Consider the following 24783-nt stretch of genomic DNA (forward strand, 5'->3'; position numbering starts at 1 on the left):
TCCGACGGTTTTAAGCAGTCCTACAGCACGCGCTGGAGGAACTGCTTGGCCCGGTCAGTACTCGGGTGGTCGAAGAACTCCTCTGGCGGGCCGGACTCCACGATGCGACCCTCCGACATCAGCACCACCCGGTCGCCAACCTCGCGGGCGAATCCCATCTCGTGGGTCACGACCAGCATCGTCATGCCCTCCTCGGCCAGTCCGCGCATGACGCCAAGCACCTCGCCGACTAACTCGGGGTCGAGGGCGCTGGTCACCTCGTCGAACAGCATCACCTCGGGGTCCATCGCCAGCGCCCGAGCGATGGCGACGCGCTGTTTCTGCCCGCCCGAGAGTTCCGCGGGGTAGGAGTTCATCTGGTCGCCGAGACCGACCTCCGAAAGCAGGTCCTCGCCCTTCTGGCGGGCCTCGGCCTTCGAGAGGCCCCGGACCCGGACCGGCGCGAGCGTGACGTTCTCCAGCGCCGTCTTGTGCGGAAAGAGGTTGAAGTGCTGGAACACCATCCCGACCTTCTGGCGCAGGCGATTCACGTCCACGCCGGGCGCGGTGATGGCCTCGCCGCCGATTCGGACCTCGCCGTCCTGAATCTCCTCCAGTCGGTTCACGCACCGCAGGAGCGTGGATTTCCCGCTTCCGCTCGGCCCGACGATGACGACGACCTCTTGGGCCTCGACCGCGAGGTCGATGTCCTTGAGGACGTGGGCGGTCCCGAAGAACTTATCCACGCCGTCGAACTCCACCATCGGTTGCCCGGCAGAGAGGTCGTCGGTCGTGACCACGGCCTCGTCGGTGGTCTGGTCGCTGGTGGTTTCGTTGCTGGTCGCCTCGTTGCCGGTAGTCTCGTCGGTCGCCACCGCGGAGTCGTCGGCGTCACTCACGCCGTCTCACCTCGGTCGAGGAGTCCGCCCGGTTCGTCGCCCTCGCCCGACTCCTCGTCGTCCTCGTCGCCGCCCGGCCCGGACCCCCACTCGGCCCGTTCTTCGAGGTACTGGACGAGACGCATCAGCGGGAGCGTGATGGCCAGATACGTGATGGCCACCAGCACAATCGGCGTCCACGCGTCGAACTGGTTCGAGTTGACTTCTCGGAAGACGGTGATGATTTCGGGAAACGCGATGACGGTCAACAGCGACGTGTCCTTGACCAGAATCACTTGGTCGTTGCCGATGGCCGCCAGCGAGTTGCGCCACGCTTGGGGCAGGACGACCTCCCGCATCGAATCGACGTAGGACATGCCCAGCGACCGGGCGGCCTCCATCTGGCCGCCGGGCACCGCGTTGATGCCGCCCTTGACGGCCTCGCCGACGTAGGCCGCGTGGTTCAGCGTCAGGGCGACGATGGCCGTGAGGAAGGTCCAGTCCACGACGATAATCTCGGGGACGACGGTGTAGCCTTCGGAAATCGGGAACTGGCCCGGCGGCCACAGCGACGGGATGCCCAGATAGATGATGAACAACTGGAACAGCAGGGGCGTCCCCCGGAAGAACTGGACGTAGGCCGTGGCGATGGCGTGTGTGACCGAGGTCCGGGAGACGCGCCCGAGACCGACGAACACCCCGGCGGTGACCGCGAGGACGCTGGAGACGACCACGACCGCCACCACCCGGAGGAACGCCACGCCGAACCGGGGCGCGACCGAGACCAGCAGGTCGTAGTTCACGTACTCCAGCAGGACCAGCGCGATGAACCCGAGGATGACCGCGGTGAACGCCAGCGCCACCGCGAGACCGGTCCACTTGACGCGCTCGTCGGTCAGGAGGCTATCGTCGCCGGTCGGTTCGACGGCCTGCTCGTCGCTGTACGTCTCCGCCATCCCGGATTACCCGCCGTTGGTGGTCGTGTCGGTCGCGTTGCCCATCGTGTCAGTGCCGTTTCCGGTTGCTGTGCCGTTTCCGGTTGCGGTCCCGTTTGCGGTGGTCGTCCCGCCGGCCCCGGCCCGGTCGAGGATGCTCGGCGGCGGCGACCCGGTGAAGTACTCGGTGTAAATCTCGGCGTAGCGCCCGCTGGCGATGACCGCGTTGAGCGCCTCGTTGACCTGCTCGCGGAACTCGTCGTCGTCCTGCCGGAAGGCGATGCCGTAGCGCTCGACGGTCAGGGTGTAGTAGGGCGGCGCGCTCTCGAACTCCTCGGCGGCCTGCCCCTCGCCCTCCAGCATGACGATTGCGTCTCGGTCGTCGGCGTACTGGAGGTTGACCGCGTTGTCGTTGATAACCGCGACCGCCTGATTGTTCAGCAGGGCGTTGAACGCGCCCGGAATCTGGTCGTAACTGTCGATGTTCAACTCGCCCTCGAACTCGTCGCGCAACTGCTGGGCGGCGGCCTCGCCCGTGGTCCCCTTCTGGACCGCGACGGTCTGGCCTCTCAGGTCCTCGATGCTCTCGATACCGCTTCCCTCCAGAATCGCCACGGTCTGGTAGGCGATGAAGTACGGGTCCGAGAAATCGACCTGCTCTGCGCGCTGGTCGTTGATGGTCATCGCCGACATGATGATGCGGAAGTTCCCGTTGTTCAAACTCGGGATGATGGTGTCGAACCCGGTCTGGACGAACTCGTATTCTCTGCCTAGCTCCTCGAAAATCGCCTCCGCGAGGTCCACGTCGAACCCCACCAGCGACCCATCTTCGGTCCGGTACTCGAAGGGCTTGTACGGGATGTCGGACCCGATTTGAATCACTTCTTCGTCCTGCGCTCCGGAGACGCCCCCCAGCGCCAGTCCGCCCACGATTCCTGCACTTCCCTTGACAAACGACCGCCTGTCGATGTCCATCTGTTTTCCCCCGAACATCACGTCTACCCGATACCATATAATCGTTGGCTCGAAACGTCCAAATTCGGAGGAAAGAGCGGCTAAATTCGATTAATCGTCGCTCGGATAGCCGGCGGTCGCGTCGGCGGTCTGCGAGTCGGGTGCGCCCGAGGCCTCGTAGGACCACAGCGTCGTCGCCAACAGCGCGCCGAAGATTATCAGCGCCGCGGTGTGGTGGGCCACCTGCACCAGCGGCGTGTAGACGAAGACGGTCGCACCGCCGAGGACGACCTGAATCGGCGTGACCGCCAGCGCGAGGGTCGCCGCGCCCCGAATGCGCTTCTGCCCGGTGTACTTCCACGCCCCGACGGCGGTGCCGAGGATGAAGAACCCGGTAATCATCGCCACGAGTCGGTGGAACCACTCCACGAAACTCGGCCACGTCTGCGGGAGGACGCCGCCGTCGCAGAGCGGCCACTGGGCCGAACACGACAGACCTGCGCCCATCGCGGCGGTGTAGACGCCCAGCAGGATGAGCGTGAACGTTAGCCCGGTGGTGACCGCCGCGAGATGTCGGAACCGCACCATCAGCGGGTACCTCCTCGCGCACAGGTTTGGATTGTGTGGACTTTCACGGTTGGAACTCCCCTTAGCGGACGTTTCGGCCGGTCGTACTTAGGTCTGTTCGACTGGTTCTGACCAAGGCGAGAACAGATGAGGGATAGGGTGGTCGATATTCGTTTATTGGCGTGGAACTTCGTCGGTCGGTCCTTTGAATACGAGTGCGCCGTCGAATACCATCTCGGAAATCTCGCGCTCGCGGTCTTCGTCTGATCCGGAGTCCATCTTGACTATTCTTTCGTAGATAGGCGTAAATAGATTGTGCCACGAGTAGCACTACAGTCGTTGTCGCCGACGTGCTACATATCGGCGTGCGAGCGCCGGAAACCCGCTCAAGTAGACGACAACGAGCAACAGGAAGTTCGTACCGGCAAGCAGGAACGGGGAAACCGTATCGAGAGCTACGTGATACACACCCAACGAAAAGTAGGTCAGTGACGCGACTAAGGTTATCGTAGTTAGCGTTATCCACGGCGCATTCCGGAGGTTCGCCTCTGTGTTATACTGAATCCACTTGGCGTAACTCTTGGTCAAGACTCGGAGGAGTTCCTCGTCGGTAACGTCGTGGTCGAGAACTTGAATTACGTTTCCCGAATCGACTCCTGCACGAAAGTCGGTCGTTCGATACGTGAGGGCCGCAGTTGCGCTTGACGTAAGCAGAAGAACCAAACCGATACCGAAATACTGACTCCAGAAGTCAGTTACTGCTAACGAATCAGATTTCGCTCCGAACGACAACGCCGATAGAAGCACGCCGATAACGAGGACGTTTACGCGAAGAATTTTGACAGCCTTCGTATCCATATCGTTGAGCGCCTGTATCTGGTGATTGAGAGTCTCGCGCGCTTCAGTTATCGTACGTTCTAAGCTCTCGTTCCCTCCATCGAACGAGAGGTTCTGAAGATCGTCTTCCAACTTGCCGCTACTCATCGGTGTGTAGTTTATTTAGCCTAAGTAGTCATAAATGCCTTTGGATATCCTTGATTAGCGGATAGAAAATTAAAATGATTCTAAAACAATCACATATCTGGTGTAGAAAAATATTAATATTTCTTTACATGCCTTCGGGATAGGTATTGGTTGGCGAGTTCGATAGCCGACCCCTTGAAGGCCGTCGCCCACGAGCGACCACACATGACCAAGCAGGAACGCCTCGACGCCTACCTCGCCGAGAACGACCTCGAAGCCGTCTGGTTCGCCCGGCCCAACTCCTTCGCGTGGCTGACCGGCGGGAGCAACGTCGTGGACCGCGAGGGCGACGTCGGCGTGGCCGCGGTAGGCTACGACGGCGAGGACCTCGAAGTCGTGACGAACAACATCGAGGCCGACCGACTCCGGGACGAGGAGCTACCCGAAAACGTCCCCGTCACCGAGTTCGACTGGTACGACCAGTCGCTCGCCGAGGCCGTCGCCGACCGCACCGCCGAACCCGTCGCGGCGGACTTCGACGTGCCCGGCGCAGGGTCAGTCGAGGCCTCTCCTCTGCGCCAACCGCTGACCGAGGAGGACATCGAGACCTACCGCGAACTCGGCCGGGAGACCGCTCAAGCCGTCGAGTCGGTCTGTCGGGAACTCCAACCCGGTGACGTGGAATCAGAGGTCTCCTCGGCGCTCCGGGTCGCGCTCTCGGCCAGAGACATCGAGGTCCCGGTCGCGCTGGTCGGCGGGGCCGACCGCGCTCGGAAGTACCGCCACTACACGCCGACGAACGCCGAAATCGGCGAGTACGCGCTGGTCTCGGTCACGACCGAGCGCGACGGCCTCCACGCCAGCATGACCCGAACCGTCGCCTTCGAGTCCGAGATGAGCGAGGACGACCTGAACTACTTGGGCGAACTCCATCAGGCCGCCCGAATCGTGGAAGTGACTGCCCTCGGCGCGACCCAAGCCATCGCGGGCCTCTCCGGCGACCCCGAGAGCGTCTTCTCGGCCATACAGGCCGCCTACGAACACCTCGGCTTCGCCGACGAGTGGGAGCGCCACCATCAGGGCGGCGCGGCCGGGTTCGCGGGCCGAGAGTGGATTGCCGCCCCCGAGATGGACGACTCGGCCGAGGTCACGACGCCGATGGCCTACGCGTGGAATCCGACCGTGCAGGGCGCGAAAAGCGAGGACACGGTTCTCGTGACCGAAGACGGCTTCGAGGTCCTGACCGACACGGGCAGGTGGCCCACCACCGCGGTCGATGCGTGGGACTACGACGCGATTCTGGAGCGCCCCGACGTGTTGGTGCAGGAAGACGGAGAGAACTGAACCATATCTTTATACCTATGGACCCAATAACATAGGTTGCTGGATGGCGGGCTACACCGTAATCGAAGACTGGCAGTCTGTCGAGTCTGGATACGTGCTGGACGTGACCATTCGAAAAACGGAGGACGACAAGTATCCAAGTGGATGGGACTACAGCCTCCATCTCGGAGAAGTCGGCGGTGATACCGTCCTTCGATACGACAACGCCCACGAACAGACGAAAGGTCATGAACGACATATTCGCGGCGAAGTAGAGTATATCGACTTCCCCGGTATGTTAGACCTCTACGACAGGTTCGAAGCTGAGGCCAGAGAGATGACGCCTGATGAGTGGAACTGGCCGAAGTCGGTGTAGAACGCCAACGGAGGTGACAGCTATCATGCCCAAACTCAAAGTGACCGTCGGCGAACGCGACCAACTGCGTGACCGAACGCGCCGACGCATCGAGGCGGCCGAAGAAGACGTTTCTCTCGAAGACGCTCAGCCGGTGCTAAACTTCGAGTCGTACGCCGAATTGAGCAGGCTTCTCAGCCAGAAGAATTTGGAATTGCTCGAAGCTATCGCCGAACACGAACCAGACAGCATCCGCCACGCCGCGGAGATAGTCGATAGAGACTACAAACAGGTTCACCGGAACCTTACTGAACTCGAGGATGTCGGAGTTATCGAGTTCGAGGGCGGCGGGTCTGGCCGCTCGAAGAAACCGATTCTCGCCTACGACGGACTGGAGATAGACTTACCCTTCACCGACTCGGCAAACGATACCGACGTTGCTCTTTCGTAGCCCTCCTTTTTCGTCGTCTGTCGAAACACGATTCGACGCCTTCGGGTAGCTTTTTAGGCTCGGGGACGGTTGCCCCGACTATGGGACTAGACGACGACTCACTCGACTATCACCGCGAGGAGCCACCGGGCAAAATTGAGATTTCCACGACCAAGCCGACCAACACCCAGCGAGACCTGAGTCTCGCCTACTCGCCGGGGGTCGCCGCGCCCTGTCGCGCCATTGACGAGAACCCCGACGACGCCTACAAGTACACCGCGAAGGGCAACCTCGTGGGCGTCGTCTCGAACGGGAGCGCGGTCCTCGGCCTCGGCGACATCGGTGCGCAGGCGTCCAAACCCGTCATGGAGGGCAAGGGCGTCCTGTTCAAGCGATTCGCCGACATCGACGTGTTCGACATCGAGTTAGACCAAGACGAGGCCGAGGACGTAATTCGCACCACGAAGGCGATGGAACCCACCTTCGGCGGCATCAATCTGGAGGACATCAAGGCCCCCGAGTGCTTCGAAATCGAGGAGACCCTGCGCGAGGAGATGGACATCCCGGTCTTCCACGACGACCAGCACGGGACCGCCATCATCTCTGGGGCGGCCCTGCTCAACGCCACCGAAATCAACGGCAAGGACCTCGAAGACCTCAAAATCGTCTTCTCGGGCGCGGGGGCCTCGGCCATCGCCACCGCCCGGTTCTACGTCAGTCTCGGCGCGCGCAAGGAGAACATCATCATGTGCGACTCGTCGGGCATCATCACCGAGGACCGGGCCGAACACGGCGATGTCAACGAGTACAAGGCCGAGTTCGCTCGTGACGTGCCGGAGGGCGGCCTCGAAGACGCGATGGAGGGTGCTGACGTGTTCGTCGGCCTCTCGGTCGCCGGTATCGTCTCTCAGGAGATGGTCCAGTCGATGGCCGACGACCCGGTTATCTTCGCCATGGCGAACCCCGACCCCGAAATCGGCTACGAGGAGGCCAAGGAGGCCCGCGACGATACGGTCATCATGGCCACCGGGCGCTCGGACTACCCCAACATGGTGAACAACGTCCTCGGGTTCCCCTTCATTTTCCGAGGCGCGCTCGACGTTCGCGCCACCGAAATCAACGAGGAGATGAAAATCGCGGCCGCGGAGGCCCTCGCGGACCTCGCCAAGCAGGACGTGCCCGACGCCGTGGTCAAAGCCTACGGCGACCAACCCCTCCAGTTCGGACCGGGGTACATCATCCCCAAGCCCCTCGACCCTCGCGTGCTGTTCGAGGTCGCTCCTGCGGTCGCAGACGCCGCGATGGACTCGGGCGTCGCTCGGAGCGAACTGGACACCGACGAGTACGTCGAGACGCTGGAGGCCCGCCTCGGCAAGTCCCGCGAGATGATGCGCGTGGTCCTCAACAAGGCCAAGTCCGACCCCAAGCGGGTCGCGCTGGCCGAGGGCGACGACGAGAAGATGATTCGGGCCGCCTACCAGATGCAGGAGGAGGGCATCGCCAACCCGGTCCTCATCGGCGACAGCGAGAAAATCGAGGCCACCGCAGACGACCTCGGACTCGACTTCGACCCCGAAATCGCCGACCCCGCGAACGGCGACTACGACGAGTACGCAAAGCGCCTCTACCAACTCCGGCGGCGCAAGGGCATCACTGAGAGCGAGGCCGAGGACCTCGTGCGCAAGGACAGCAACTACTTCGCCAGCGTGATGGTCGAACAGGGCGACGCCGACGCGATGCTGACCGGCCTGACCCACCACTACCCCTCGGCGCTCCGACCGCCCCTGCAAGTCGTTGGCACGGCCGAGGACGCCGACTACGCCGCGGGCGTCTACATGCTGACGTTCAAGAACCGAGTCATCTTCTGCGCCGACGCCACGGTCAATCAGGACCCCGACGAGGACGTGCTGGCCGAAATCACCCAGCACACCGCGGAACTCGCCCGCCGGTTCAACGTCGAACCCCGCGCGGCGATGCTGTCGTACTCGAACTTCGGGAGCGTGGACAACGAGGGCACCCGCAAGCCCCGAAAGGCCGCCGAACAACTGCGGGCCAACCCCGACGTGGACTTCCCGGTGGACGGCGAGATGCAGGCCGACACCGCCGTCGTCGAGGACATCCTGCAGGGCACCTACGAGTTCTCGGAACTGGACGACCCCGCGAACCTGCTGATCTTCCCGAACCTCGAAGCGGGCAACATCGGCTACAAACTCCTCCAGCGCCTCGGCGGCGCGGACGCCATCGGCCCGATGCTGGTGGGCATGGACAAACCGGTCCACGTCATCCAGCGCGGTGACGAGGTGAAGGACATCGTGAATCTGGCGGGTGTGGCGGTCGTGGACGCCCAGCAGAACGAGTAGGCTCGGCTACCCGTCCTTTCAGAAAGCATTTAATTAGCACCCGAGACGGGAGTGACATGCCCGGCCCCGTCTTCCTGCGCGGCGATACCGTCTCGATGCGAACGCTCGAACGCGACGACCTCGACCTCCTCCAAAAATATCGCAACCACCCGGAAGTTCGCCGACTGCTGGGTCGCGTTCACCCGCAGAACCGCGACAAAGTGGAGCAGGACTTCGAGGGATACATGTCCAACGCCGTCAACCTGCTGGCTTGCGTCGAGGAGGACCCCGTCGGATTCGTCGCGCTGTTCGACTGGAACGAGTCTTCGGGCCACGCCGAACTGGCCTACTGGGTCGCCCCGGAACATCAAGGAAACGGCTACGCGAGCGAGGCCGGCGAACTCGCGGTTGAGTACGCCTTCGACGAGCGCCGATGCCACAGACTCGACGCCGGAGCGCACGCCACTAACGCCGCCTCGCGTGCCCTGTTGGAGAAACTCGGATTCGAGGAAGAGGGCCGACGACGCGAACACGTCTTTCTGGACGGCGAGTACGTCGATACCGTGCTGTACGGTCTATTGGCTCACGAGTGGCGCGACTGAAGCGCTCGCGACCGCCGCTTCGGAGTCGGCGAACCGCCTCACGCGACGAGCTGGATTATAAATTTTGATAATTCTCAAAAGTATATTGTTCCTACAATATAGGTTCACATACATAACGCGCCGTGTGGAGATGGTTTCGATGAAGATGGCATCAATCCTACTCAGCGGGGTCGAATCGGCGGACGACACCGACGCGGACCACGACGAGGCGTCACGGGGCGCGACGGGCGTTGAGACGGACGTACTTCTGCAAAACATCTTGGATGGATTAGAAGCCGCGGCGCTGGTCGTCGACGCCGACGGAGAGATTACGCATCTCAACCAGCAAGCACTCGCGCTCTTCGAGACGACGCGAGCGGACGCAATCGGCCGCACGCCGGAGGAACTCCGAGACTCTGACGGCCCGGCGGTAGTGGAAGAAGCGTTACGTACCGGCGAGGAGGTCCAGCAACGAGAGGAGGAACTACAGACTGACGAGGGGACGCGTACCGTCAGTCGAAGCGTTGTTCCCTTCGCCACCGAAGACGGCGAGATAACGGGCGGGCTCGAAATCGACCGGGATGTAACCGAGCGTATCGCGGAAGAGCGCCGAAAGAAGGCGTTGAGCGAGTACCAACAGCGCGTTCTCGCCGACCTCCAGTCGAAATTGAAATCGCTCGCTGATGGCGACCTGACCATCGACCCGACAGTCCCCGAACCCGACGCGGAGTTCGACGAGATGCACGAGACCTACGAGGAGTTCACGTCGATGAACCAGTCGCTTGACCAAGCGGTCGACAACATCCAGAACATCGTCGAGCAGTTGACCTCGCTGTCGGAGGAACTCGCGGCGTCGAGCGAACAGCTCGGTAGTTCGAGCGAAGAGGTAACGAGTTCGATAGAGCAAATCGAAGAGTCCAGTCAGAAGATTACTCGGGGCGTCGACGACTTGGCGGAAAAGACCGAGCGCGCGGAGTCGAACGTGACCAGCCTGAGCGCGTCGATAGAGGAGGTCACGGGTGCGTCCCAAGAGATAGACGCTCAGTCCGAGCGGACCGCCGAGTTGGCCTCGCAGGGCGCTCACGATATTTCACAAGCAGTCGAAAAAATCAGGGATACGACCGCCTCCGCCGACCGAATCGAGGAGGACATCAAGGAACTCCGAGAGAGCATGGAAGACGTGAGCAACATCACCGAGGTCATCGCGGACATCGCCGACCAGACGAATCTGCTCGCGCTCAACGCCAACATCGAGGCGGCCCGCGCTGGCACGGACGGCGACGGGTTCGCAGTCGTCGCCGACGAGGTCAAGAACCTCGCCGAGGAGTCGCAGGACTCGACCGACCGGATTACCGACATCATCGAAGCGGCCCACTCCCAGACCGAAACCGTCGTCGCCAGCATGGAAGAGATGAACCAGAAAGTGACCGCGGGCGCGAACGCAGTCGAGTCGGCCGTGGACACACTCGACAACATCCAGAACACGGCCCGGCAGACCAGCGACGGCGTGACCGAGGTTAGCGATGCGGTCGAAAACCAAGCGAGGAACGCCGAAGAAGTGAGCGCCGTCGTGGAGGACACGGCCGAACTGAGTCAGGAAATCGACGCCTCCCTGCAAGAGATATCCGCAGGCGTCCAACAGCAGGCCGCGGCGATGGACCAAGTCGCCGACTCGGCCGAAGGGTTGAGCGCGATGGCCGACGAACTCCACGAGACCGTCGACCGGTTCAAAACCGATTCGGACGAGACCGCGGACATCGACGACGTGGTGTGAGGAGACGGCGGGCGACGAACAGTATTTCCCCGCTCGGACCGTTACTATCCGACGACACGCATGTCCGAGACTACGCGGGCCGTGGCGATGCGGGCCATCGAGCGCGTCGTCAGGTACGGAATCGTCACCGTCTTCGGCGCGGGATTCCGCCGCCGGAACCCCGGCGCGGTCGTCAACGCCGTATTCGCGTTCGCGGCGACCTACGTGCCCGACGTTCTCGAACGCCGCTACGGCGTCGAGTTCCGGCCGTGGCAACGCCTCTACGCCTCCGTGGCGATGCTGGCCCACGCGGTCGGCATGCTCGGCCCCTACGACGACACGTGGTGGTGGGACCACGTGACCCACCTGCTCTCCTCGACGCTGTTGGCGGGGTTGGTCCACGCCGCGGCCGACCGCCGGGACAAGAATCCGCGGCCTCGCGTCCTCGGGGCTATCGCGGTGGCCGGTGTCGTCTGGGAACTGCTGGAGTACGTCATCCACGCGGTCAGCGAGCGCCTCGGCATCGACCCCCTGCTGGTGTCCTACAGCAGGCGTGATACCCTACTGGACTTGGTGTTCAACCTGCTGGGGGCGCTCGTGGTGCTGGCGTTCGGCGACCGACTCCTGCGAAACTTCGCCTGCGACGGCGAGTGAGCGCCAGCGGGAGACAAACCTTACCCGACTTTTAACAATTGTCGTTCGTTCTTAGAGAAATATTCTCATTTCCCCGGCGGCGAACAGGTCGCTCGGCGACGGTCCTCCGCCGAACCGGTTTCCGGTCCCCGCCTCGTCGCGGACGGTAGGTTCAACTTCCGCGCCCGAGACGAACCCACATGGACCACACCACCGAGCGCGTGACGCTCGCGCGACTCCCGTCGGGCGTCGAAATCGAGACCACGGTTCACGTCTACGACGGCGAGGAGGACGGCCCGACGGTCTACGTACAGGCGGCCCAGCACGGCCGGGAGATCAACGGGACCGAGGCCCTCCGGCGGGTTCACGACCGATTGACGAGTTCCGACACCGAACTCTCGGGACGAGTCGTCGCCGTGCCGGTCGCTGACCCCCTGACCTTCGACCACGTGTCTTACACCACGCCCGAGGAGTTCGACAGCATCAACCCGAACATGAACCGGGTCTGGCCCGGCGACGCCGACGGGACGCTCCACGAGCGCATGGCCGCCACGCTCTGGGAGTACGTCGCCGACGCCGACGCGGTTATCGACCTCCACACCGGGAGCGCCGACATGCTGACCCACGTGGTGTTCATGGAGGGCGACGACGAGTGTCGCGGCCTCGCAGAGGCGTTCGGCACCGACCTGCTTCTGGGCGAGGAGGCCGGCGAGGACGCCGACGCCGAGTGGACCGAGCGCGACTTCGGCGGCAAGTTGCGAGTCGCCGCTACGCGCGAGGGCATCCCGACCATCACGCCCGAGTTGGCCCACAACAAGCACCTCGTGGAGGACGCCATCGAGGCCGGTGTCGAGGGCCTTCTCAGCGCCTTCCGGCACCTCGGGGTCCTGCCGGGCGACCCAGACGCCGACGGCGAGCGAGTGCTGGCGCGCAACCACCTCGGTCGGGTCACGGCCGACGACTCGGGCCTGTTCCGGGCGGACCCCGAGCGCGAAATCGGCGAGCGCGTCGAAGCGGGCGAGCGCATCGGGGTCCTCTACGACCCGACGACCTACGAGCAGTTGCAGGTCGCCGAGACCGACCGGGAAGGAGTCCTCTACTCGCTGACTCAAGAGGCCACCGTGACCGGTGGCGAGACGCTGTTGAGCGTGGCGCTCCTCCGCGAGGAGTGACGGGACGCGAGAACGAGCAGTGACTTCGCTGTTCGGTCTCCGAAATCCGGCTACGGAACCGATAGCGACGGCCGTGACGGTCGGTCTGTTCGGTCTGTTCGGCTACCTCGCCTTCCGGGCCTACTGGCGCGGCAAGACCGATGGACTCAACAGCGAACTGTTCGATTGAGGACGGACGACTGGCCGACGAGTCGAAACGTCTGCGAGAATAGTTGGTTCTGAAGTCGAGCGCGGGTGAAAACTGCCGTCGAGTCGGTCACCGACTGGCCGTGATGTACAGCAGGGGCGCGACGACCAGCAGGGCGATGCCGAGGAACTTGTAGTGCAGGGGCGCGAGGCTCGCCGGGGTGACGACGAACAGCAGTCCGAACGTGATGGCGTTCAACGACAACACCTTTCGGGAGCCGAGCGGAATCGCCGCCAGCACCGACAGGACGAACAACAACAACAACGCCTGCCCGACGTTGTAGTTGATGAGGAAGTCGTCGATGAGGGGCAGTGGTACGAACTGTGTCATCCTTGTTCGAAACTCGCCCCGAAATACCCTTTAAAGTTCCGCTATGCGGCAGTCAACCGGGTCGTCCCTCGCCGAGCGCCCCGATTCCGTGTCACGTGGTCGCACCCTGCAAGTCCAGCGGCCGAATCCAGACGTACCAGATGGTCAGAATCGCGGTCAGGTAGCCACTGACCCAGATGGCCGTCCCGAGTTGCCCGTAGCCCGCAGACGTCAGCAGGTACTTCAGGAATCCGGGGACGACGACGCCGAGCGCCAGCGCGGCCCCGAACCGGACTTTCTCGCCCCGGCCCATCACCGACCACCGCCGTTCCGTTGGCTCATATCGGGCGCTACGGACTCGAAGAAGGTCAACTCCTCGGTTCGGTTTGTATTTGTTACCCAGTGTCGAACGAACCATTTGGTTAAATTTCTGCGATATATAGAAACAATATTCCTGTATGGTATGATTTATGTACAAAGCGTATTGGTTTTTATCCATGCGGAGACGCACCTTCCTGTCAGCACTCGCGGCCGCGACGGGCGGTTCGGCCGCAGGTATCGAACTCACCGGACAGACTCGCGCGGCGTCCGGTCAAATTCCGGAACTCGAAGCCTACTCCACCTCGAGTCTCCTGAACGCGAACAAAAATCCCCTGACCAACGACGCTTACGTCGCTGTATGGGCCGAGGACAGTGCCTACAACTACGACGACGACGGCAACGGTGACGCGGTTTCCTACCCCGACAGCACGCCGATTCCGGTCGTGGCGAGCGACTCGAACGTGGTCGGGTTCGGTTCGATGCTGGTCACGGACTCCGACACCAACTGGCAGAAGGGCAACGAGGAGTTCGTCCTCAACGTCTGGGACGACGCTCTCGGTGGGTCGGGCACCGTCCTCTACGACGAGGGCCACAGCCAGTACAACACGCTCGCGGACTTCTCGAAGTTCGAATCGTACGCCGAGAACAACGGCTACACCGTGAACGCGACGACCTCGCTCGCCAGCGACCTCTCGGGCGCTGACGCGGCGGTCATCACCTCGCCCAGCACGGCGTTCACCAACTCCGAACTCAAGTCGCTGGCCGACTTCGTGTCTAACGGCGGCTACCTGTTCCTGCACGACCAAGCCGACTACGGGAACTACGACGAGACTCAGAACCTCAACGACATCGCCAGCTATCTGAACCTCGCCTTCCGATTCAACGACGACCAAGTTGCCGACGACGTGCGGAACGCCGGGTCGTCCTACCAGATACTCACGACCCAGTTCAACACCTCCTTCTCGTACTTCGGCGACCGAGAGGGTCTCGGACTCGACCCGAACAAGACCTACACGGTCTCGGTCAAGGAAGTCATCGACGGCGACACGGTGAAGGTCACGTTCGACGACGGCACGACTGAGAACATCCGCATCCTCGGCACCGACACGGCCGAGAAGTCCGCCAACAGCCAGTACGAGCGGATTCAGGAGTGGGAGGGCATCGAGTCCAACACCTACCTCGAAAACCGAGCGGCCGAGGCCACCACGTTCGGCCAGAACGAACTCGGCGGTAAGACGGTCGATTTGGTCTTCGACGACAACGAACCGGTCCGGGACGTCTTCGGCCGCGTGCTGGGCTACCTCTACTACGACAAGTCCGGTGACGGCACCCGGAACGCCAACTACAACCACCAACTCGTCAAGCAGGGCCACGCTCGGGTCTACGACTCGTCGTTCTCCAAGCACAGCGCCTTCCGCGATTCGGAGGAGACCGCCCGGTCGAACGGCACGCAGGTCTGGGCACAGAGCGACCCCACCAAGTCCAGCGAGATTCGGGACAACCCGGTCGACGACCTGTTCTTCCCGAAGGCCGCAAGTGTTCGGACCTCCTCGGGCGGCGTCGCCGACTCGCGGGTCCCGGTCTACGCCGAAACGTCGGCCACCCAGTACCTCGACGGCGGCTACAGTTACAGCGGTGACATCCCGCTCGTGGCCGTGGACGAGGACGCCAACGTCGGCGTCGTCGGCGGCCCCTTCATCGACGAGGGCTACGAGAAGAACGAGGGCTACAGCACCGACACCTCGACCTACGAGAACTACCCCTTCCTGACCAACCTCGTGGACTACCTCGCCGACACCTCGGGCGACATCCTCATCGACGGCGGACACGGCCAGTTCGGCGCGAGCTACGGTCTCTCGGCCGAGGACGCCGCCTACTACATGCGCTACCTCGAAGGCCAAGACATCGGCTTCGAGGGTATCAACACCTTCTCCAGCGCGAACCTCGACGGCGCGCGAGCGGTCATCGTCACGACCCCGCCCGAGTCGTTCACCAGCACCGAAATCGACAACCTGAACACGTTCGTCAGCAACGGCGGCGCGGTCATCCTGATGGGCAGTGGCGAAACGTCGGCCGACGCGCGAGCTAACATCAACAGCCTCGCCAACGGTCTGGGCACCGACCTCCGGGTCAACGCCGACCAAGTGATGGACAGCACCAACAGCGTCGCCAGTAGCCAAGAGGTCTTCGACACCACGGTCCTCGACACCTCCTTCCCGCTGTTCGACGCCTACACGCCCGACAGCGGTTCGTCGGACTACTCGGTCTCCATCCCGAACATCAACCCCGACGGCTCGACGCTCAACGACGAGTACGTGGACATCAGAAACGACGGGTCCAGCAGTCTCGACATGACCGGCTGGCTCCTCGAAGACGAGGCCGGCAACGACTACCAGTTCCCCGACGGCTTCTCGCTCGGCGCTGGCGAGACGGTTCGGGTCCACTCGGGCAGTGGCACGGACTCCTCGACCGACCTCTACTGGGGCGGGTCGTACATCTGGAACAACGACAGCGACACGGCCTACCTCTACGACTCGTCGGGTGCCACCGCTGTCACGAAGTCCTACCCGAACGACGGCGGTAGCACCGACAGTCAAATCGCCGTCAAGAACCTCAGCGAGGACGGTTCGACGCTCAACGGCGAGTACGTCGACTTCGAGAACACCGGGTCCAGCAGTCAGGACATGACCGGTTGGGTCGTCGAGGACGAAGCGGGCAACAGCTACCAGTTCCCGGACAACTTCACGCTCGACGCGGGTGCCACGGTCCGACTCCACTCGGGCGACGGCACCGACTCCAGCACGGACCTCTACTGGGGCGGGTCGTACATCTGGAACAACGGCGGCGACACCTGCTACCTCTACGACGCTTCGGGTAGCCTCCACACCCAGTACAGCTACTGAGACCGCCGGCTCCTCGGCGCTCTCGGTTCAGTCGCTCCGTTTCGTTCTTTTGCGGTCCGCGTTATCGTCGCTACGTTATCGCCGAGAGTAATCTCCGATTCGATAGAGTACTGTCCTCGAACGGAGAGTAACCGCGAAAAGGGTGCGGGAAAGGGGGAACTACCGCAGGGGGTTGCGGGAAAGCGAACCGGACGACGAACGTCGGCTGGCTGACTGGTCGTGGCGTGCGTCGGCGCAGATGACAGGTGCCACGTGTGGGGATTTCGAGGCGCGACGGGACGCGCACGCCACGTTTCGAGCGAATCACCGCGGGAGGAAAAGGCTCGCTAATTGTACGATATAGTTCTCAATATTCGTATGATTCCCACAGCGTCAGATAATCGCTCTCTCCCGTGACAGACCCCGAGCAGTTCCCCGCCGAAACTCTCCGCCCGTGAGACCTCACACCGCAGGCGAGTCGATGCGTGAATCGTCTGAACGCCGGTTTTTTCTCGCCGGACAGCGAGCGTTCGCCCGTGAGCGCGATTACCTTCTTCGCCACGACAGATTTGGAGCGCATCGTCGGGTTCTACACCGAAACCGTCGGCGCGGACGTGTGGCTCGAACAACCCGACTGCACGATTCTGAAGTACGACAACCAACTGCTGGGGTTCTGCGAACGCGAGGAGGCCGACACCGAGGGCATCCTCACGTTCGTCTCCCCCGACCGAGCGGGCGTGGACGAGATGCACGACCGACTCGGCGAGCGCGCCCGCGAGGACCCCCACGAGAACGACCGCTACGACATCTACCAGTTCTTCGCCGACGACCCCGACGGCCGGACCGTCGAGTTCCAGACGTTCCTCCACGAGACCGACGAGATATAACTCGACCGTCGGTAGCAAAACAAAATCCTGTCCGAGAGACATTCAATTCATTCTTTGCGGGCGCGACAGACTGCTGTCGCCGACCGCCAGACGCCGACGCCATCGCGGGCCAGTCGCCACTAGTCAGTCGCCACTCGCCAGTCGTCGGTGGTCACTCGAAAGAAGATAGAAAGACGGGACCGCAACCCCGCGATTACTCTTCGTCGTCGGCGTCTTCGTCGTCTTCGTCCTCGGCTTCCTCGGCGCGCTCGCTGAGGACGGCCTCGCCGCCCTCCTCCTCGATGAGTTCGACCGCGCTGGCCGAGAAGGCGTCGGCCGTGACTTCCAGCGTGTTCCGGACCTGTCCGTCGCCCAGAACCTTCACGGCGTCGGCCTCCCAGCCGTCCTCCACGATGTCGCGGGCGTCGAGTCGGTAGCCGTCGTCGGTTTCTTCGGCGTCACCGTCGGCGGCCAGCAGGGCCGCGTCCTCGTCGAGCTTCTGGACCGTGACGGTCAGAACGTCGTCTTTGACCTTCTCCGGTCGCTTGAAGCCGTGCTTGCCGAGCGGTTCGTAGTTGTGGAACTCGTGTTTGGCGCGACCCGCGCGGCCGCGGCCGCCACGGTGACCGGCACCGCGCCGGTTCTTGTGACTACCGCCGCCGTGCGTGCGGGAGCCGCGCTGTCGTCGTTTCTTGTCCGTCATGGTTATCGCATCGCCTTCAGGAGCGAATCGATTTGCTCGGTGGTGTGCTTGCCGAGCTGGCCACCTTCCTTGGTGGGGTGCTTGATTCCGTCGTGACCGCCGCGGGGCGGGTGGAGACGGAGGACGGGCGAGAGACCCTGCTCGCGCAGGGTGGTCTCCTCGTCGACCAGCGCCGACGCGAGGCCGCTCACGTCGTCGTAGTCGGTGTTCTCCGAGACCCACTCGTCGTCCACGTCGGCGTCACCCTCCTCGGGTTCGGCGCGCTTGCGCAGGACCGTCTCCAGCACGTCCGCGCTCGGCTCGCCGTAGGCGGTGTAGTCGTTGACCTTCGTAATCATTCCGCGGTAGGCGTCCGTGTCCGGGACGAGCGTGCAGTGATTGACGCGGTGGAGGTTCAGCATCTCCAGCGTGTCCTGCGTCGAACCGGTCATGTCTACCTCACCGCGAATCTGGACGACTGCTTTCATCAGTCAGCCACCTCCTCTTCGAAGTCTACCTGTCCTCGGGGGCCGCGGGACTCCGCGGCGTTTTCGAGGGCGTTGTAGGTCGCCTTGGCGAGGTTGAGCGTGGTTCGGGTGTTGCCGTGGCTCTTGGTCCACGCGTTCTCGACGCCGCCGAGTTCGAGAATCTTGCGAACCGTGTCGGTCGCGGCGAGGCCGAGTCCGGTCGGGGCCGGGATGAGTTCGACCTCGACGCTTCCGGCCTTGCCCTTCGTCCGACGCGCCAGCGAGTGGGGCCGCTCGGAGCGGTCCTCCCACGAACCTGCGCCGCGGTTGACCTCGATGAGGTTCAGCTTGGCGATGTCGATTGCCTTCTGGATGGCACCGCCAACTTGGTCGTCTCGACCTTCGGCGTAGCCGACGTAGCCGTCGCGGTTGCCGATAGCGACGACACAGCGGAACTTCACTCGGCGGCCGGAGTCGGTCATGCGCTGGACCATGTTGATGTCCAGCACTTCGTCCTCCAGCCCCGGCAGAAGCTGGTCGACCAGTTCCGGCTCCTTCAGCGGGAGCCCGGAGTTGAGGGCGTCCTCCATCGTGTCGATGTCGCCCTCGGCGACTTTACGGCCGAGACGGGTCTGGGGTTCCCAGCCGTCGTGGTTTGCACACATACGTTAGTCCTCCATAATCGTTTCTCGCACTTCGTCGAAGTGCTCGGGTAGCTCTGTGGCGTCGAAGTCCCCGCTGTAGAGCGGTTCGTCCAACTGCTCGGCGTACTCGGCGATGTGTTCGCCGCGGTTGCGCGACCAGTCGGCCAGCACGCTGTCGTTGTGGGGGATTTCGAGGCCGGCGTCGATTGCGCCTTCCTGTACTGCGAATACTTTGCCTCCGGGTGTCGCGGTGTTGAGTCCGATGTCGAGGACGGCCTCCTCGAGTCCAGCGTCGAGCGCTCGCTTACCTGCCAGCAGACCCGTCAGGTACGCACTGGGGAGATTGCCCGTGGGGGCCTCCCAGCCGTAGTCTTCGAGGTCGCCGGAGTACGCGCTCGTTACCGTTTCGTCGCCGTTGGGACCCATCGTGACCAGCTGCGCCCTGACGTGCTTGTTGCTCTTGCGAGCGACTAGCCGGGGCTTGCCCGATTTCAGCAGGCGCAACCTTTGATGGTAGTCAGTCCGGACCTCGCGGCGACGGCGCATCGGCACCGTGTATCGTGGTCCTGTTGCCATGGTTAGTAGTTACTCTCGATGTAGTTCAGCAGGTACTGGACGCTACGGAACTCCCCGCCTTTTGCCTTGTCATACAGGTCTCGGTACTGAGACTGCGTGATTTCGCCTTCGGCGCGGAGCTCGCGGAGCTTCGTTCGCTGTGCGCGAATCGTCTGTTGCCACTCCTCTTTGCGCTGTTGTCGGCCGCCCGACTTACCCTTGCGGGTGCCAGCGCCGGTCTGGTGACCGTAGTCGCGCTTGTCCTTTCGCTTGCGAGCGCGACCGCGGGAGTTGCCCTTCTTGTCCTTCGACTGAATCGAGCCATCGTCGACGAGCTCTCGGATGTCCTCGCGGGTAATCGCCTCCGCGATGGCACCTTGGGCGTCGGGGTCGAACCAGACTCGGTTCTGGCCCACGTCGAGCACGTCGGCGGCGAGTCGCTTCTGTGCGCTCAGGTCGCTCATTTGTCAACCTCCACTTCGACGTAGGTCGGGTTCAGGACGCGAATGCCCTGTTCCTCTGCCTGTTCCTCGATACGCTCGCGCTTGCGAGCGCCGACTTTCGAGGCGATGCGAACCGCTTCCGTGTCGCCGTCCACGCCTTCGAGGTCGTCCGTGTTGTGCACGCGGACCTCCTCGAAACCGCTGGGGTGCTTGCCGCGTACCTCCTTGGGCGTCCGGAAACCGGCCTCGACCGTCGGGCCTTTGCCCTTGATGCCGCGGCGTTGCTTCGAGAGCTTGCCGCGCGGGCGTCGCCACGAGGTCGGGGTCCGCTTCTTCTTGTGGTAGTCCTGACGGTTGAACTGCGGCTTGCCAACGCGCTTGCGCTGGGTCAGCAGTTCCTCCTCGCGGTCGCTGAGGTCGGGCGTCTTGTCGACCAGCCCGCGGGGCTGGAGTTCGGTCTCGACGTCCTCGTCCTCGGCGTCCGCTTGTTCGGACTCGTCCTCTTCGATTTCGGCTTCGGTCTCCTCTTCGACTTCGAGACCGCCAACGTCGGCCTTGATACGGGCCGCGAGGGCGTTCCCGATGCCTTCGACTTCCGAGAGGTCGTCTTGGCTCGCGCCTTTGACGTCCTCTACGGATTCGAAGCCTGCGTCTCGGAGCGCGTCGGCCTTGCTCGGTCCGACACCGCTCACGTCTTCGAGTTCCTGTGGTTCGTCGTCTGCCATTCGTTAGACACCTCCAGTCTGGGGCTTCTCGGTGATGTAGACGCCGTCTTGGAAGACGCGGGTGTCCTTGTCCTGAACGCGGGTCAGCTGTTCGATGTCGGCGGCCGTCTGGCCGACGTCCTCGATGCTGGGACCGCTCAGGTGCAGAACCTCGTCGTCCACTTCGACGCTCGTGTCGCCGTGAATCTCGGTGCGTCGCGGGGCCTTCTCACCGAGGAAGTTCTCGATGACGACCTCGCCGTTCTCGGCGCGGACCTGCATCGGGAAGTGGGAGTAGAAGACTTCCATCGTGTACTCCCAGCCCTCGGTCACGCCGTGGAACATGTTGCGAACGTGGCTCTCGAACGTGCCCACGGTCGCGTTGGTCTTGGCGTCTTCCTCCTCGCTCTCGATAACCACGGTGTCGCCGTCCACTTCGACCGACACGTCGGGGTACCAGAGGCGTCGCGTGACGCTCCCCTCCGGCCCCTCGACGGAGAGGTCGAGGTGGTCTTTGGTCGTGGTTACGTCGTCCGGAATTTCTAGTTCTGTTCGTGCCATTGTTCTAGTAGACGTAGGCGATGACCTGCCCACCGACGCCCCGTTCGCGGGCCTCGTAGTGGCTCATGACGCCGTGGCTGGTCGTGACGACGAGTGCGCCGTAGTCGCGGGCGGGGAGGAATCGCTTCTCCCACTTCTCGAACTCGTCTGCTCCGGCGGAGTACCGGGGCTTGACCGCGCCACACTCGTTGATAGCGCCTTTCAGTTCGACCTCGAATCGACCGGCCTTGCCGTCGTCGACGAACTCGAAGCCGTCGATGTACCCGCGGTCGTAGAAGACCTCAAGGACACTGCCGATTTCGTTCGAGGCGGGCTGTACCGTGTGGTCCAGATGGCCGACACTCTCGGCGTTATCGACGCCCGAGAGCGCGTTGGCCAGCGGATCGTTTCCTGCCATAGTTATCGATACTTCTTGAAGCCCATGCTCCGGGCGATTTCGCGGAAACACTGCCGACACAGGTTGATGTCGTACTTGCCGACGAGACCCTGCTTTCGACCGCACCGCTGGCACTCGTCCGTCTGGCCGGTGCGCTTTCCGGCGTGTTCTCCGGTTGCCTCGGAGTCTGTTTCGCTTTCACTCATTCGTTGACCTCCACGTCGAAGTTGGATTCGAGGTACGCGATTGCGTCCTCGGCGGTCAGCTTGTGACCCGAGGGAATCGACCGCGTGACCTTGTCGCGCTTGCTGACTCGGTAGCCCGGTCGGACGAGATTGACCGTCACGTCGAGACCGTAGATGCCGATGTTCGGGTCGTACTCCTGACTCGGGAACTCGGTGTGTTCCTCGACACCGAAACTGAAGTTCCCGGTCTCGTCGAACTGACGCGCTGAGACGTCCGACAGCGGGAGCGCCTTCTGGAGGAACTCCTCGGCGTCGTCGTCACGGAGCGTCACCTTCGCGCCGATGGGGTCACCCTGACGGATGCCGAACTCGGGCTTGGTGGACTTGGCCAGCGTCCGCACGCTCTGCTGACCGGTCACGTCTTCGAGGATTTCCTCGGCGTCCGCGAGTTCTCGACCACCTTCGCCGACGCCCATGTGGACGACGACCTTCTCGACGGTCGGCTCTCGCATCTCGTGGAAGTCCGCCTCGGCTTCACTCATTCGTCATCACCCGTGAAGTTCTCGTCGATGACCACGACGTACTCCTCGACCGTCTCGAAGGTGCCGTCGTCGGTCTCGACTTCGACGTTGTTCGAACCGCTACCGGGCGTGACGGTGATGTCGGTGACTTCGCCGACTTCACCGGCGTGAGCGCCGCGAACGGCGGTCACGAGGCTCCCCTCCTCGTAGGGGAAGTGCGCCACGATGTCGTCGCCGTCGTTGGCGATGACGATGGAGTCGCCGGAGCTGTACTCACTCGCGTCCTCGACCAGCAGGTTCTGCCCGTCGTGGAGGTTGAGTTGAGTCTGGCCGCCGGTGACCTTGGTTTTGTCTTCGATTTTGCCCAGCTTGCTGTCGGCGGACTCCGCGTCGATGCCGGTCAGCGCAAGCCGACCGCCCTCGTCGGGGAAGACGCGGTAGTACTCCTCGCGCTCGGTGAACGCGAGAATGTCGAACATGCCGATGGGTCGGTCCTCCGCAACTCCCTCGTCGCCGTTGACGAGGACGGTGCCCTTTTCGAGGGCGTAGCGGGCTTCCTTCCGCGAATCGACGTATCCCAGCACGTCCCGCAGGATGATGAGGAGCGGGACGCCATCTTCGCCGTGCGGGCCGGAGTCGGCCTTCACGGTGAAGGTGTCGGTCTTTCGCTCGACCGGCCAAGACTTCGGAACGGAGAGTCGTTTCTGGTGCTTCGTCATTCGTTCTCACCTCGGAGACGCTCCTCGCGTCGGTCGTCCTCGAGGTCGAGGTCGGTCACGCGAAGGTTGCTCGCGTCGAGCGGTCGCGGGACCTCTTCGCCGTCTGCCTTCTCGACGGTGACGTCCTCGACGTGGACGATGGCATCTCGCAGGTCGACGTTGGTCACTTCGCCTTCCTCGCCGGCGAAGTCCCCGCGCATGACCTCGACGGTGTCGCCCGCGTTGACGCGGACACTGCGGGTGTCGAACTCCTCGCGGAGGTCGTCGGCGAGCGTCGCCTTGACCTGCTCGTGTCGCTCGTGGAGCGAGGCGCGCTCGGTCTGGTTTCGCTGTTTGCGTGGTTGCTCAGTCATACTATCATCGTAGCGGTGCTTGCGATACTTCCGAACCGCTCTGCGACTTCCCGCGCGATGGGACCCTTGATTTCGGTCCCGCGCGGCTCCTCGACGTCGTCGATGACGACGGCCGCGTTGTCTTCGAACTTGACGCGGGTGCCGTCGGGACGGCGGATGGGCTTGCGCTGGCGGACGATGACGGCCTCCAGCACTTGGCGTCGCATCTCGGGGGTACCCTTCGTGACCGAGACGGTCACTTTGTCGCCGATGCCCGCCTTGGGGTGTCGGCTCTTGGTGCCCGAGTAGCCGGAGACGCTAATGACCTTGAGTTCACGCGCGCCGGTGTTGTCGGCACACGTCAGCAGGGACCCCTTCGAGAGGCCCTGCGTCACGTCGGCTTTGAGCGCTTCCATTATTCGTCGCCCTCCGATTCGTCCTGTTGTTCGGTGCCGCCCGCGCCGAAGCTCCGCGTCGTCTCGAACTGCTCGACGACGACGTGGCTCTTGGTCTTCGAAAGCGGTCGGGTCTCAGCGATACGAACCGTGTCGCCGACTTCCAGTTCCATGCAGTCCGGGTGGTGTGCCGGAACGCGGGACCGGCGCTTCATGTACCGGTCGTACTTCGGAACCGGAACGTCGTACTCTCGCTCGACGATCACGGTCTTGTCCATGTCGGTGGAGGCAACCTCTCCTTCGAGGGTCTGGCCGCGCACGGAAAGCGTTCCGTGGAACGGACAGTTCTCGTCGGAGCAGGTTCCCTCCGGCTCTGATACGTTCAGTCCTATTGCCATTTAGAGTCACCTGCCTTCTCGGTGCGCAGTTCGGGTCGTGAGAGCAGTCGCGCGCCATCCACCGTAACGTAGGCCACGCCCTCGCAAGCACCAGACTGACCGGAGCGGACTCCGGCAGTTTCCGATGCAAGTTTGGACGCGGTCCCCGAGGCCTTCTCGACCCCGGCGGATTCATCTGTGAGCGCGAACTCGAATTTCGAGCCCTGTTTTGGCACCTGCCGCACCCGAGAGCCAGACGCGACGCTCAACGTCCCCTGCGTCTCGGCGACGACCCGGCCCTCGATTCCCACGAGGTCCGGATTCGCCGCGTCCACGACGCGGACGGGAAGCCCGTTGAGTTCGTGTCGCGTCAGCGTCTCGGGTGTTAGTGGCAT

At 63.2% G+C, this 24783-nt stretch carries 32 protein-coding genes and 1 pseudogene; 11 read left to right on the plus strand and 22 right to left on the minus strand.

What is annotated here, in order from left to right:
• Positions 1-20 precede the first annotated feature (20 nt).
• The 5 genes and pseudogenes from P2T57_RS07560 to P2T57_RS07580 all read right to left on the minus strand — a co-directional run bounded on the left by P2T57_RS07560 (position 21) and on the right by P2T57_RS07580 (position 4297).
• Complete coding sequence (locus tag P2T57_RS07560; protein ID WP_276302092.1) at positions 21-743, minus strand: amino acid ABC transporter ATP-binding protein; 723 nt, start codon at positions 741-743, stop codon at positions 21-23.
• A gap of 131 nt (positions 744-874) precedes the next feature.
• Positions 875-1813 (minus strand): amino acid ABC transporter permease, encoded by a 939-nt coding sequence (locus P2T57_RS07565; protein ID WP_276301876.1) that lies wholly within the window; start codon positions 1811-1813, stop codon positions 875-877.
• 150 nt (positions 1814-1963) lie between these two features.
• Positions 1964-2761: pseudogene (locus tag P2T57_RS07570) on the minus strand (transporter substrate-binding domain-containing protein); the annotation flags it as partial.
• 96 nt (positions 2762-2857) lie between these two features.
• On the minus strand, positions 2858-3334 hold the full coding sequence (locus tag P2T57_RS07575) for a COX15/CtaA family protein (RefSeq protein WP_276301878.1): 477 nt from the start codon (positions 3332-3334) through the stop codon (positions 2858-2860).
• A 309-nt stretch (positions 3335-3643) separates the two neighbouring features.
• Positions 3644-4297, minus strand: coding sequence for a hypothetical protein (locus P2T57_RS07580; RefSeq protein WP_276301879.1), 654 nt, complete (start codon positions 4295-4297; stop codon positions 3644-3646).
• Between the two features lie 204 nt (positions 4298-4501).
• Between P2T57_RS07580 and P2T57_RS07585 the strand changes: the two genes are divergently transcribed.
• From P2T57_RS07585 to P2T57_RS07625, 9 genes are all read left to right on the plus strand, one after another.
• The gene (locus P2T57_RS07585) at positions 4502-5620 is read left to right on the plus strand and encodes a M24 family metallopeptidase (RefSeq protein WP_276301880.1); all 1119 of its coding nucleotides are present in this window, start codon (positions 4502-4504) and stop codon (positions 5618-5620) included.
• Positions 5621-5663: 43 nt separating this feature from the next.
• Positions 5664-5975: a toxin-antitoxin system TumE family protein gene (locus tag P2T57_RS07590; RefSeq protein ID WP_276301881.1), complete on the plus strand. Its 312-nt coding sequence runs from the start codon at positions 5664-5666 to the stop codon at positions 5973-5975.
• Positions 5976-6000: 25 nt separating this feature from the next.
• Entirely contained in the window at positions 6001-6405 is a 405-nt protein-coding gene (locus P2T57_RS07595) for an HVO_A0114 family putative DNA-binding protein (protein ID WP_276301882.1), read from the plus strand.
• 80 nt (positions 6406-6485) lie between these two features.
• Positions 6486-8744, plus strand: coding sequence for an NADP-dependent malic enzyme (locus tag P2T57_RS07600; RefSeq protein WP_276301883.1), 2259 nt, complete (start codon positions 6486-6488; stop codon positions 8742-8744).
• Between the two features lie 56 nt (positions 8745-8800).
• Positions 8801-9325: a GNAT family N-acetyltransferase gene (locus P2T57_RS07605; RefSeq protein WP_276301884.1), complete on the plus strand. Its 525-nt coding sequence runs from the start codon at positions 8801-8803 to the stop codon at positions 9323-9325.
• A 139-nt stretch (positions 9326-9464) separates the two neighbouring features.
• Positions 9465-11078 (plus strand): methyl-accepting chemotaxis protein, encoded by a 1614-nt coding sequence (locus P2T57_RS07610; RefSeq protein ID WP_276301885.1) that lies wholly within the window; start codon positions 9465-9467, stop codon positions 11076-11078.
• A gap of 60 nt (positions 11079-11138) precedes the next feature.
• On the plus strand, positions 11139-11711 hold the full coding sequence (locus P2T57_RS07615; protein WP_276301886.1) for a DUF2238 domain-containing protein: 573 nt from the start codon (positions 11139-11141) through the stop codon (positions 11709-11711).
• Positions 11712-11890: 179 nt separating this feature from the next.
• Positions 11891-12862, plus strand: coding sequence for a succinylglutamate desuccinylase/aspartoacylase family protein (locus tag P2T57_RS07620; RefSeq protein ID WP_276301887.1), 972 nt, complete (start codon positions 11891-11893; stop codon positions 12860-12862).
• 19 nt (positions 12863-12881) lie between these two features.
• A complete protein-coding gene (locus P2T57_RS07625; RefSeq protein WP_276301888.1) occupies positions 12882-13031 on the plus strand; it encodes a hypothetical protein in 150 nt (49 codons plus the stop codon).
• An 87-nt stretch (positions 13032-13118) separates the two neighbouring features.
• Here the strand turns inward: P2T57_RS07625 and P2T57_RS07630 are convergent, their stop codons facing one another.
• Both P2T57_RS07630 and P2T57_RS07635 read right to left on the minus strand, forming a co-directional pair.
• Positions 13119-13379 carry a DUF8006 family protein gene (locus tag P2T57_RS07630; RefSeq protein ID WP_276301889.1) on the minus strand — a complete coding sequence of 87 codons (261 nt, stop codon included), beginning with the start codon at positions 13377-13379 and terminating at the stop codon, positions 13119-13121.
• 91 nt (positions 13380-13470) lie between these two features.
• A complete protein-coding gene (locus P2T57_RS07635; RefSeq protein WP_276301890.1) occupies positions 13471-13671 on the minus strand; it encodes a DUF7996 family protein in 201 nt (66 codons plus the stop codon).
• Between the two features lie 184 nt (positions 13672-13855).
• Here P2T57_RS07635 and P2T57_RS07640 point away from each other — a divergent pair, with 184 nt between their 5' ends.
• Both P2T57_RS07640 and P2T57_RS07645 read left to right on the plus strand, forming a co-directional pair.
• Entirely contained in the window at positions 13856-16582 is a 2727-nt protein-coding gene (locus tag P2T57_RS07640) for a lamin tail domain-containing protein (RefSeq protein WP_276301891.1), read from the plus strand.
• 515 nt (positions 16583-17097) lie between these two features.
• Positions 17098-17448 carry a VOC family protein gene (locus P2T57_RS07645; protein ID WP_276301892.1) on the plus strand — a complete coding sequence of 117 codons (351 nt, stop codon included), beginning with the start codon at positions 17098-17100 and terminating at the stop codon, positions 17446-17448.
• 193 nt (positions 17449-17641) lie between these two features.
• Here the strand turns inward: P2T57_RS07645 and P2T57_RS07650 are convergent, their stop codons facing one another.
• The 15 genes from P2T57_RS07650 to P2T57_RS07720 are packed head-to-tail and all read right to left on the minus strand — an operon-like array spanning position 17642 to position 24783.
• Entirely contained in the window at positions 17642-18130 is a 489-nt protein-coding gene (locus P2T57_RS07650) for an uL15m family ribosomal protein (RefSeq protein WP_276301893.1), read from the minus strand.
• A 2-nt stretch (positions 18131-18132) separates the two neighbouring features.
• Entirely contained in the window at positions 18133-18597 is a 465-nt protein-coding gene (rpmD, locus tag P2T57_RS07655) for a 50S ribosomal protein L30 (RefSeq protein WP_276301894.1), read from the minus strand.
• Positions 18597-19241, minus strand: a complete 645-nt coding sequence (locus tag P2T57_RS07660) for a 30S ribosomal protein S5 (RefSeq protein ID WP_276301895.1) — start codon at positions 19239-19241, stop codon at positions 18597-18599. The genes rpmD and P2T57_RS07660 overlap by 1 nt, the downstream gene beginning before the upstream one ends.
• 3 nt (positions 19242-19244) lie before the next feature.
• Positions 19245-19796 carry a 50S ribosomal protein L18 gene (locus P2T57_RS07665; protein ID WP_276301896.1) on the minus strand — a complete coding sequence of 184 codons (552 nt, stop codon included), beginning with the start codon at positions 19794-19796 and terminating at the stop codon, positions 19245-19247.
• 2 nt (positions 19797-19798) lie between these two features.
• Positions 19799-20239 carry a 50S ribosomal protein L19e gene (locus P2T57_RS07670; RefSeq protein ID WP_276301897.1) on the minus strand — a complete coding sequence of 147 codons (441 nt, stop codon included), beginning with the start codon at positions 20237-20239 and terminating at the stop codon, positions 19799-19801.
• Positions 20236-20943: a 50S ribosomal protein L32e gene (locus tag P2T57_RS07675; RefSeq protein ID WP_276301898.1), complete on the minus strand. Its 708-nt coding sequence runs from the start codon at positions 20941-20943 to the stop codon at positions 20236-20238. Before P2T57_RS07675 ends, P2T57_RS07670 begins: the two co-directional genes overlap by 4 nt.
• Positions 20944-20946: 3 nt before the next feature.
• Complete coding sequence (locus tag P2T57_RS07680; protein WP_276301899.1) at positions 20947-21483, minus strand: 50S ribosomal protein L6; 537 nt, start codon at positions 21481-21483, stop codon at positions 20947-20949.
• Positions 21484-21487: 4 nt separating this feature from the next.
• On the minus strand, positions 21488-21880 hold the full coding sequence (locus tag P2T57_RS07685) for a 30S ribosomal protein S8 (protein WP_276301900.1): 393 nt from the start codon (positions 21878-21880) through the stop codon (positions 21488-21490).
• A gap of 2 nt (positions 21881-21882) precedes the next feature.
• Positions 21883-22065 (minus strand): 30S ribosomal protein S14, encoded by a 183-nt coding sequence (locus P2T57_RS07690; protein ID WP_135824251.1) that lies wholly within the window; start codon positions 22063-22065, stop codon positions 21883-21885.
• On the minus strand, positions 22062-22586 hold the full coding sequence (locus P2T57_RS07695; protein WP_276301901.1) for a 50S ribosomal protein L5: 525 nt from the start codon (positions 22584-22586) through the stop codon (positions 22062-22064). Before P2T57_RS07695 ends, P2T57_RS07690 begins: the two co-directional genes overlap by 4 nt.
• Positions 22583-23284 (minus strand): 30S ribosomal protein S4e, encoded by a 702-nt coding sequence (locus P2T57_RS07700; RefSeq protein WP_276301902.1) that lies wholly within the window; start codon positions 23282-23284, stop codon positions 22583-22585. The genes P2T57_RS07695 and P2T57_RS07700 overlap by 4 nt, the downstream gene beginning before the upstream one ends.
• Positions 23281-23637, minus strand: coding sequence for a 50S ribosomal protein L24 (gene rplX, locus P2T57_RS07705; RefSeq protein WP_276301903.1), 357 nt, complete (start codon positions 23635-23637; stop codon positions 23281-23283). Before rplX ends, P2T57_RS07700 begins: the two co-directional genes overlap by 4 nt.
• Entirely contained in the window at positions 23634-24032 is a 399-nt protein-coding gene (locus P2T57_RS07710) for a 50S ribosomal protein L14 (RefSeq protein WP_276301904.1), read from the minus strand. The genes rplX and P2T57_RS07710 overlap by 4 nt, the downstream gene beginning before the upstream one ends.
• Positions 24032-24409 (minus strand): 30S ribosomal protein S17, encoded by a 378-nt coding sequence (locus tag P2T57_RS07715; RefSeq protein ID WP_276301905.1) that lies wholly within the window; start codon positions 24407-24409, stop codon positions 24032-24034. The genes P2T57_RS07710 and P2T57_RS07715 overlap by 1 nt, the downstream gene beginning before the upstream one ends.
• A complete protein-coding gene (locus P2T57_RS07720) occupies positions 24400-24783 on the minus strand; it encodes a ribonuclease P protein component 1 (RefSeq protein ID WP_276301906.1) in 384 nt (127 codons plus the stop codon). The genes P2T57_RS07715 and P2T57_RS07720 overlap by 10 nt, the downstream gene beginning before the upstream one ends.

Source organism: Halorussus lipolyticus (assembly GCF_029338375.1).
In the GTDB taxonomy this organism is placed as follows: Archaea; Halobacteriota; Halobacteria; order Halobacteriales; family Haladaptataceae; genus Halorussus; species Halorussus lipolyticus.

What these genes read in the sequence shown, in the direction of transcription:
- P2T57_RS07560 (WP_276302092.1), bottom strand. Translation starts at nt 743, where the DNA reads ATGGTGGAGTTCGACGGCGTGGATAAGTTCTTCGGGACCGCCCACGTC.
- P2T57_RS07565 (WP_276301876.1), bottom strand. Translation starts at nt 1,813, where the DNA reads ATGGCGGAGACGTACAGCGACGAGCAGGCCGTCGAACCGACCGGCGAC.
- P2T57_RS07575 (WP_276301878.1), bottom strand. Translation starts at nt 3,334, where the DNA reads ATGGTGCGGTTCCGACATCTCGCGGCGGTCACCACCGGGCTAACGTTC.
- P2T57_RS07580 (WP_276301879.1), bottom strand. Translation starts at nt 4,297, where the DNA reads ATGAGTAGCGGCAAGTTGGAAGACGATCTTCAGAACCTCTCGTTCGAT.
- P2T57_RS07585 (WP_276301880.1), top strand. Translation starts at nt 4,502, where the DNA reads ATGACCAAGCAGGAACGCCTCGACGCCTACCTCGCCGAGAACGACCTC.
- P2T57_RS07590 (WP_276301881.1), top strand. Translation starts at nt 5,664, where the DNA reads ATGGCGGGCTACACCGTAATCGAAGACTGGCAGTCTGTCGAGTCTGGA.
- P2T57_RS07595 (WP_276301882.1), top strand. Translation starts at nt 6,001, where the DNA reads ATGCCCAAACTCAAAGTGACCGTCGGCGAACGCGACCAACTGCGTGAC.
- P2T57_RS07600 (WP_276301883.1), top strand. Translation starts at nt 6,486, where the DNA reads ATGGGACTAGACGACGACTCACTCGACTATCACCGCGAGGAGCCACCG.
- P2T57_RS07605 (WP_276301884.1), top strand. Translation starts at nt 8,801, where the DNA reads ATGCCCGGCCCCGTCTTCCTGCGCGGCGATACCGTCTCGATGCGAACG.
- P2T57_RS07610 (WP_276301885.1), top strand. Translation starts at nt 9,465, where the DNA reads ATGAAGATGGCATCAATCCTACTCAGCGGGGTCGAATCGGCGGACGAC.
- P2T57_RS07615 (WP_276301886.1), top strand. Translation starts at nt 11,139, where the DNA reads ATGTCCGAGACTACGCGGGCCGTGGCGATGCGGGCCATCGAGCGCGTC.
- P2T57_RS07620 (WP_276301887.1), top strand. Translation starts at nt 11,891, where the DNA reads ATGGACCACACCACCGAGCGCGTGACGCTCGCGCGACTCCCGTCGGGC.
- P2T57_RS07630 (WP_276301889.1), bottom strand. Translation starts at nt 13,379, where the DNA reads ATGACACAGTTCGTACCACTGCCCCTCATCGACGACTTCCTCATCAAC.
- P2T57_RS07635 (WP_276301890.1), bottom strand. Translation starts at nt 13,671, where the DNA reads ATGGGCCGGGGCGAGAAAGTCCGGTTCGGGGCCGCGCTGGCGCTCGGC.
- P2T57_RS07640 (WP_276301891.1), top strand. Translation starts at nt 13,856, where the DNA reads ATGCGGAGACGCACCTTCCTGTCAGCACTCGCGGCCGCGACGGGCGGT.
- P2T57_RS07650 (WP_276301893.1), bottom strand. Translation starts at nt 18,130, where the DNA reads ATGACGGACAAGAAACGACGACAGCGCGGCTCCCGCACGCACGGCGGC.
- rpmD (WP_276301894.1), bottom strand. Translation starts at nt 18,597, where the DNA reads ATGAAAGCAGTCGTCCAGATTCGCGGTGAGGTAGACATGACCGGTTCG.
- P2T57_RS07660 (WP_276301895.1), bottom strand. Translation starts at nt 19,241, where the DNA reads ATGTGTGCAAACCACGACGGCTGGGAACCCCAGACCCGTCTCGGCCGT.
- P2T57_RS07665 (WP_276301896.1), bottom strand. Translation starts at nt 19,796, where the DNA reads ATGGCAACAGGACCACGATACACGGTGCCGATGCGCCGTCGCCGCGAG.
- P2T57_RS07670 (WP_276301897.1), bottom strand. Translation starts at nt 20,239, where the DNA reads ATGAGCGACCTGAGCGCACAGAAGCGACTCGCCGCCGACGTGCTCGAC.
- P2T57_RS07675 (WP_276301898.1), bottom strand. Translation starts at nt 20,943, where the DNA reads ATGGCAGACGACGAACCACAGGAACTCGAAGACGTGAGCGGTGTCGGA.
- P2T57_RS07680 (WP_276301899.1), bottom strand. Translation starts at nt 21,483, where the DNA reads ATGGCACGAACAGAACTAGAAATTCCGGACGACGTAACCACGACCAAA.
- P2T57_RS07685 (WP_276301900.1), bottom strand. Translation starts at nt 21,880, where the DNA reads ATGGCAGGAAACGATCCGCTGGCCAACGCGCTCTCGGGCGTCGATAAC.
- P2T57_RS07690 (WP_135824251.1), bottom strand. Translation starts at nt 22,065, where the DNA reads ATGAGTGAAAGCGAAACAGACTCCGAGGCAACCGGAGAACACGCCGGA.
- P2T57_RS07695 (WP_276301901.1), bottom strand. Translation starts at nt 22,586, where the DNA reads ATGAGTGAAGCCGAGGCGGACTTCCACGAGATGCGAGAGCCGACCGTC.
- P2T57_RS07700 (WP_276301902.1), bottom strand. Translation starts at nt 23,284, where the DNA reads ATGACGAAGCACCAGAAACGACTCTCCGTTCCGAAGTCTTGGCCGGTC.
- rplX (WP_276301903.1), bottom strand. Translation starts at nt 23,637, where the DNA reads ATGACTGAGCAACCACGCAAACAGCGAAACCAGACCGAGCGCGCCTCG.
- P2T57_RS07710 (WP_276301904.1), bottom strand. Translation starts at nt 24,032, where the DNA reads ATGGAAGCGCTCAAAGCCGACGTGACGCAGGGCCTCTCGAAGGGGTCC.
- P2T57_RS07715 (WP_276301905.1), bottom strand. Translation starts at nt 24,409, where the DNA reads ATGGCAATAGGACTGAACGTATCAGAGCCGGAGGGAACCTGCTCCGAC.
- P2T57_RS07720 (WP_276301906.1), bottom strand. Translation starts at nt 24,783, where the DNA reads ATGCCACTAACACCCGAGACGCTGACGCGACACGAACTCAACGGGCTT.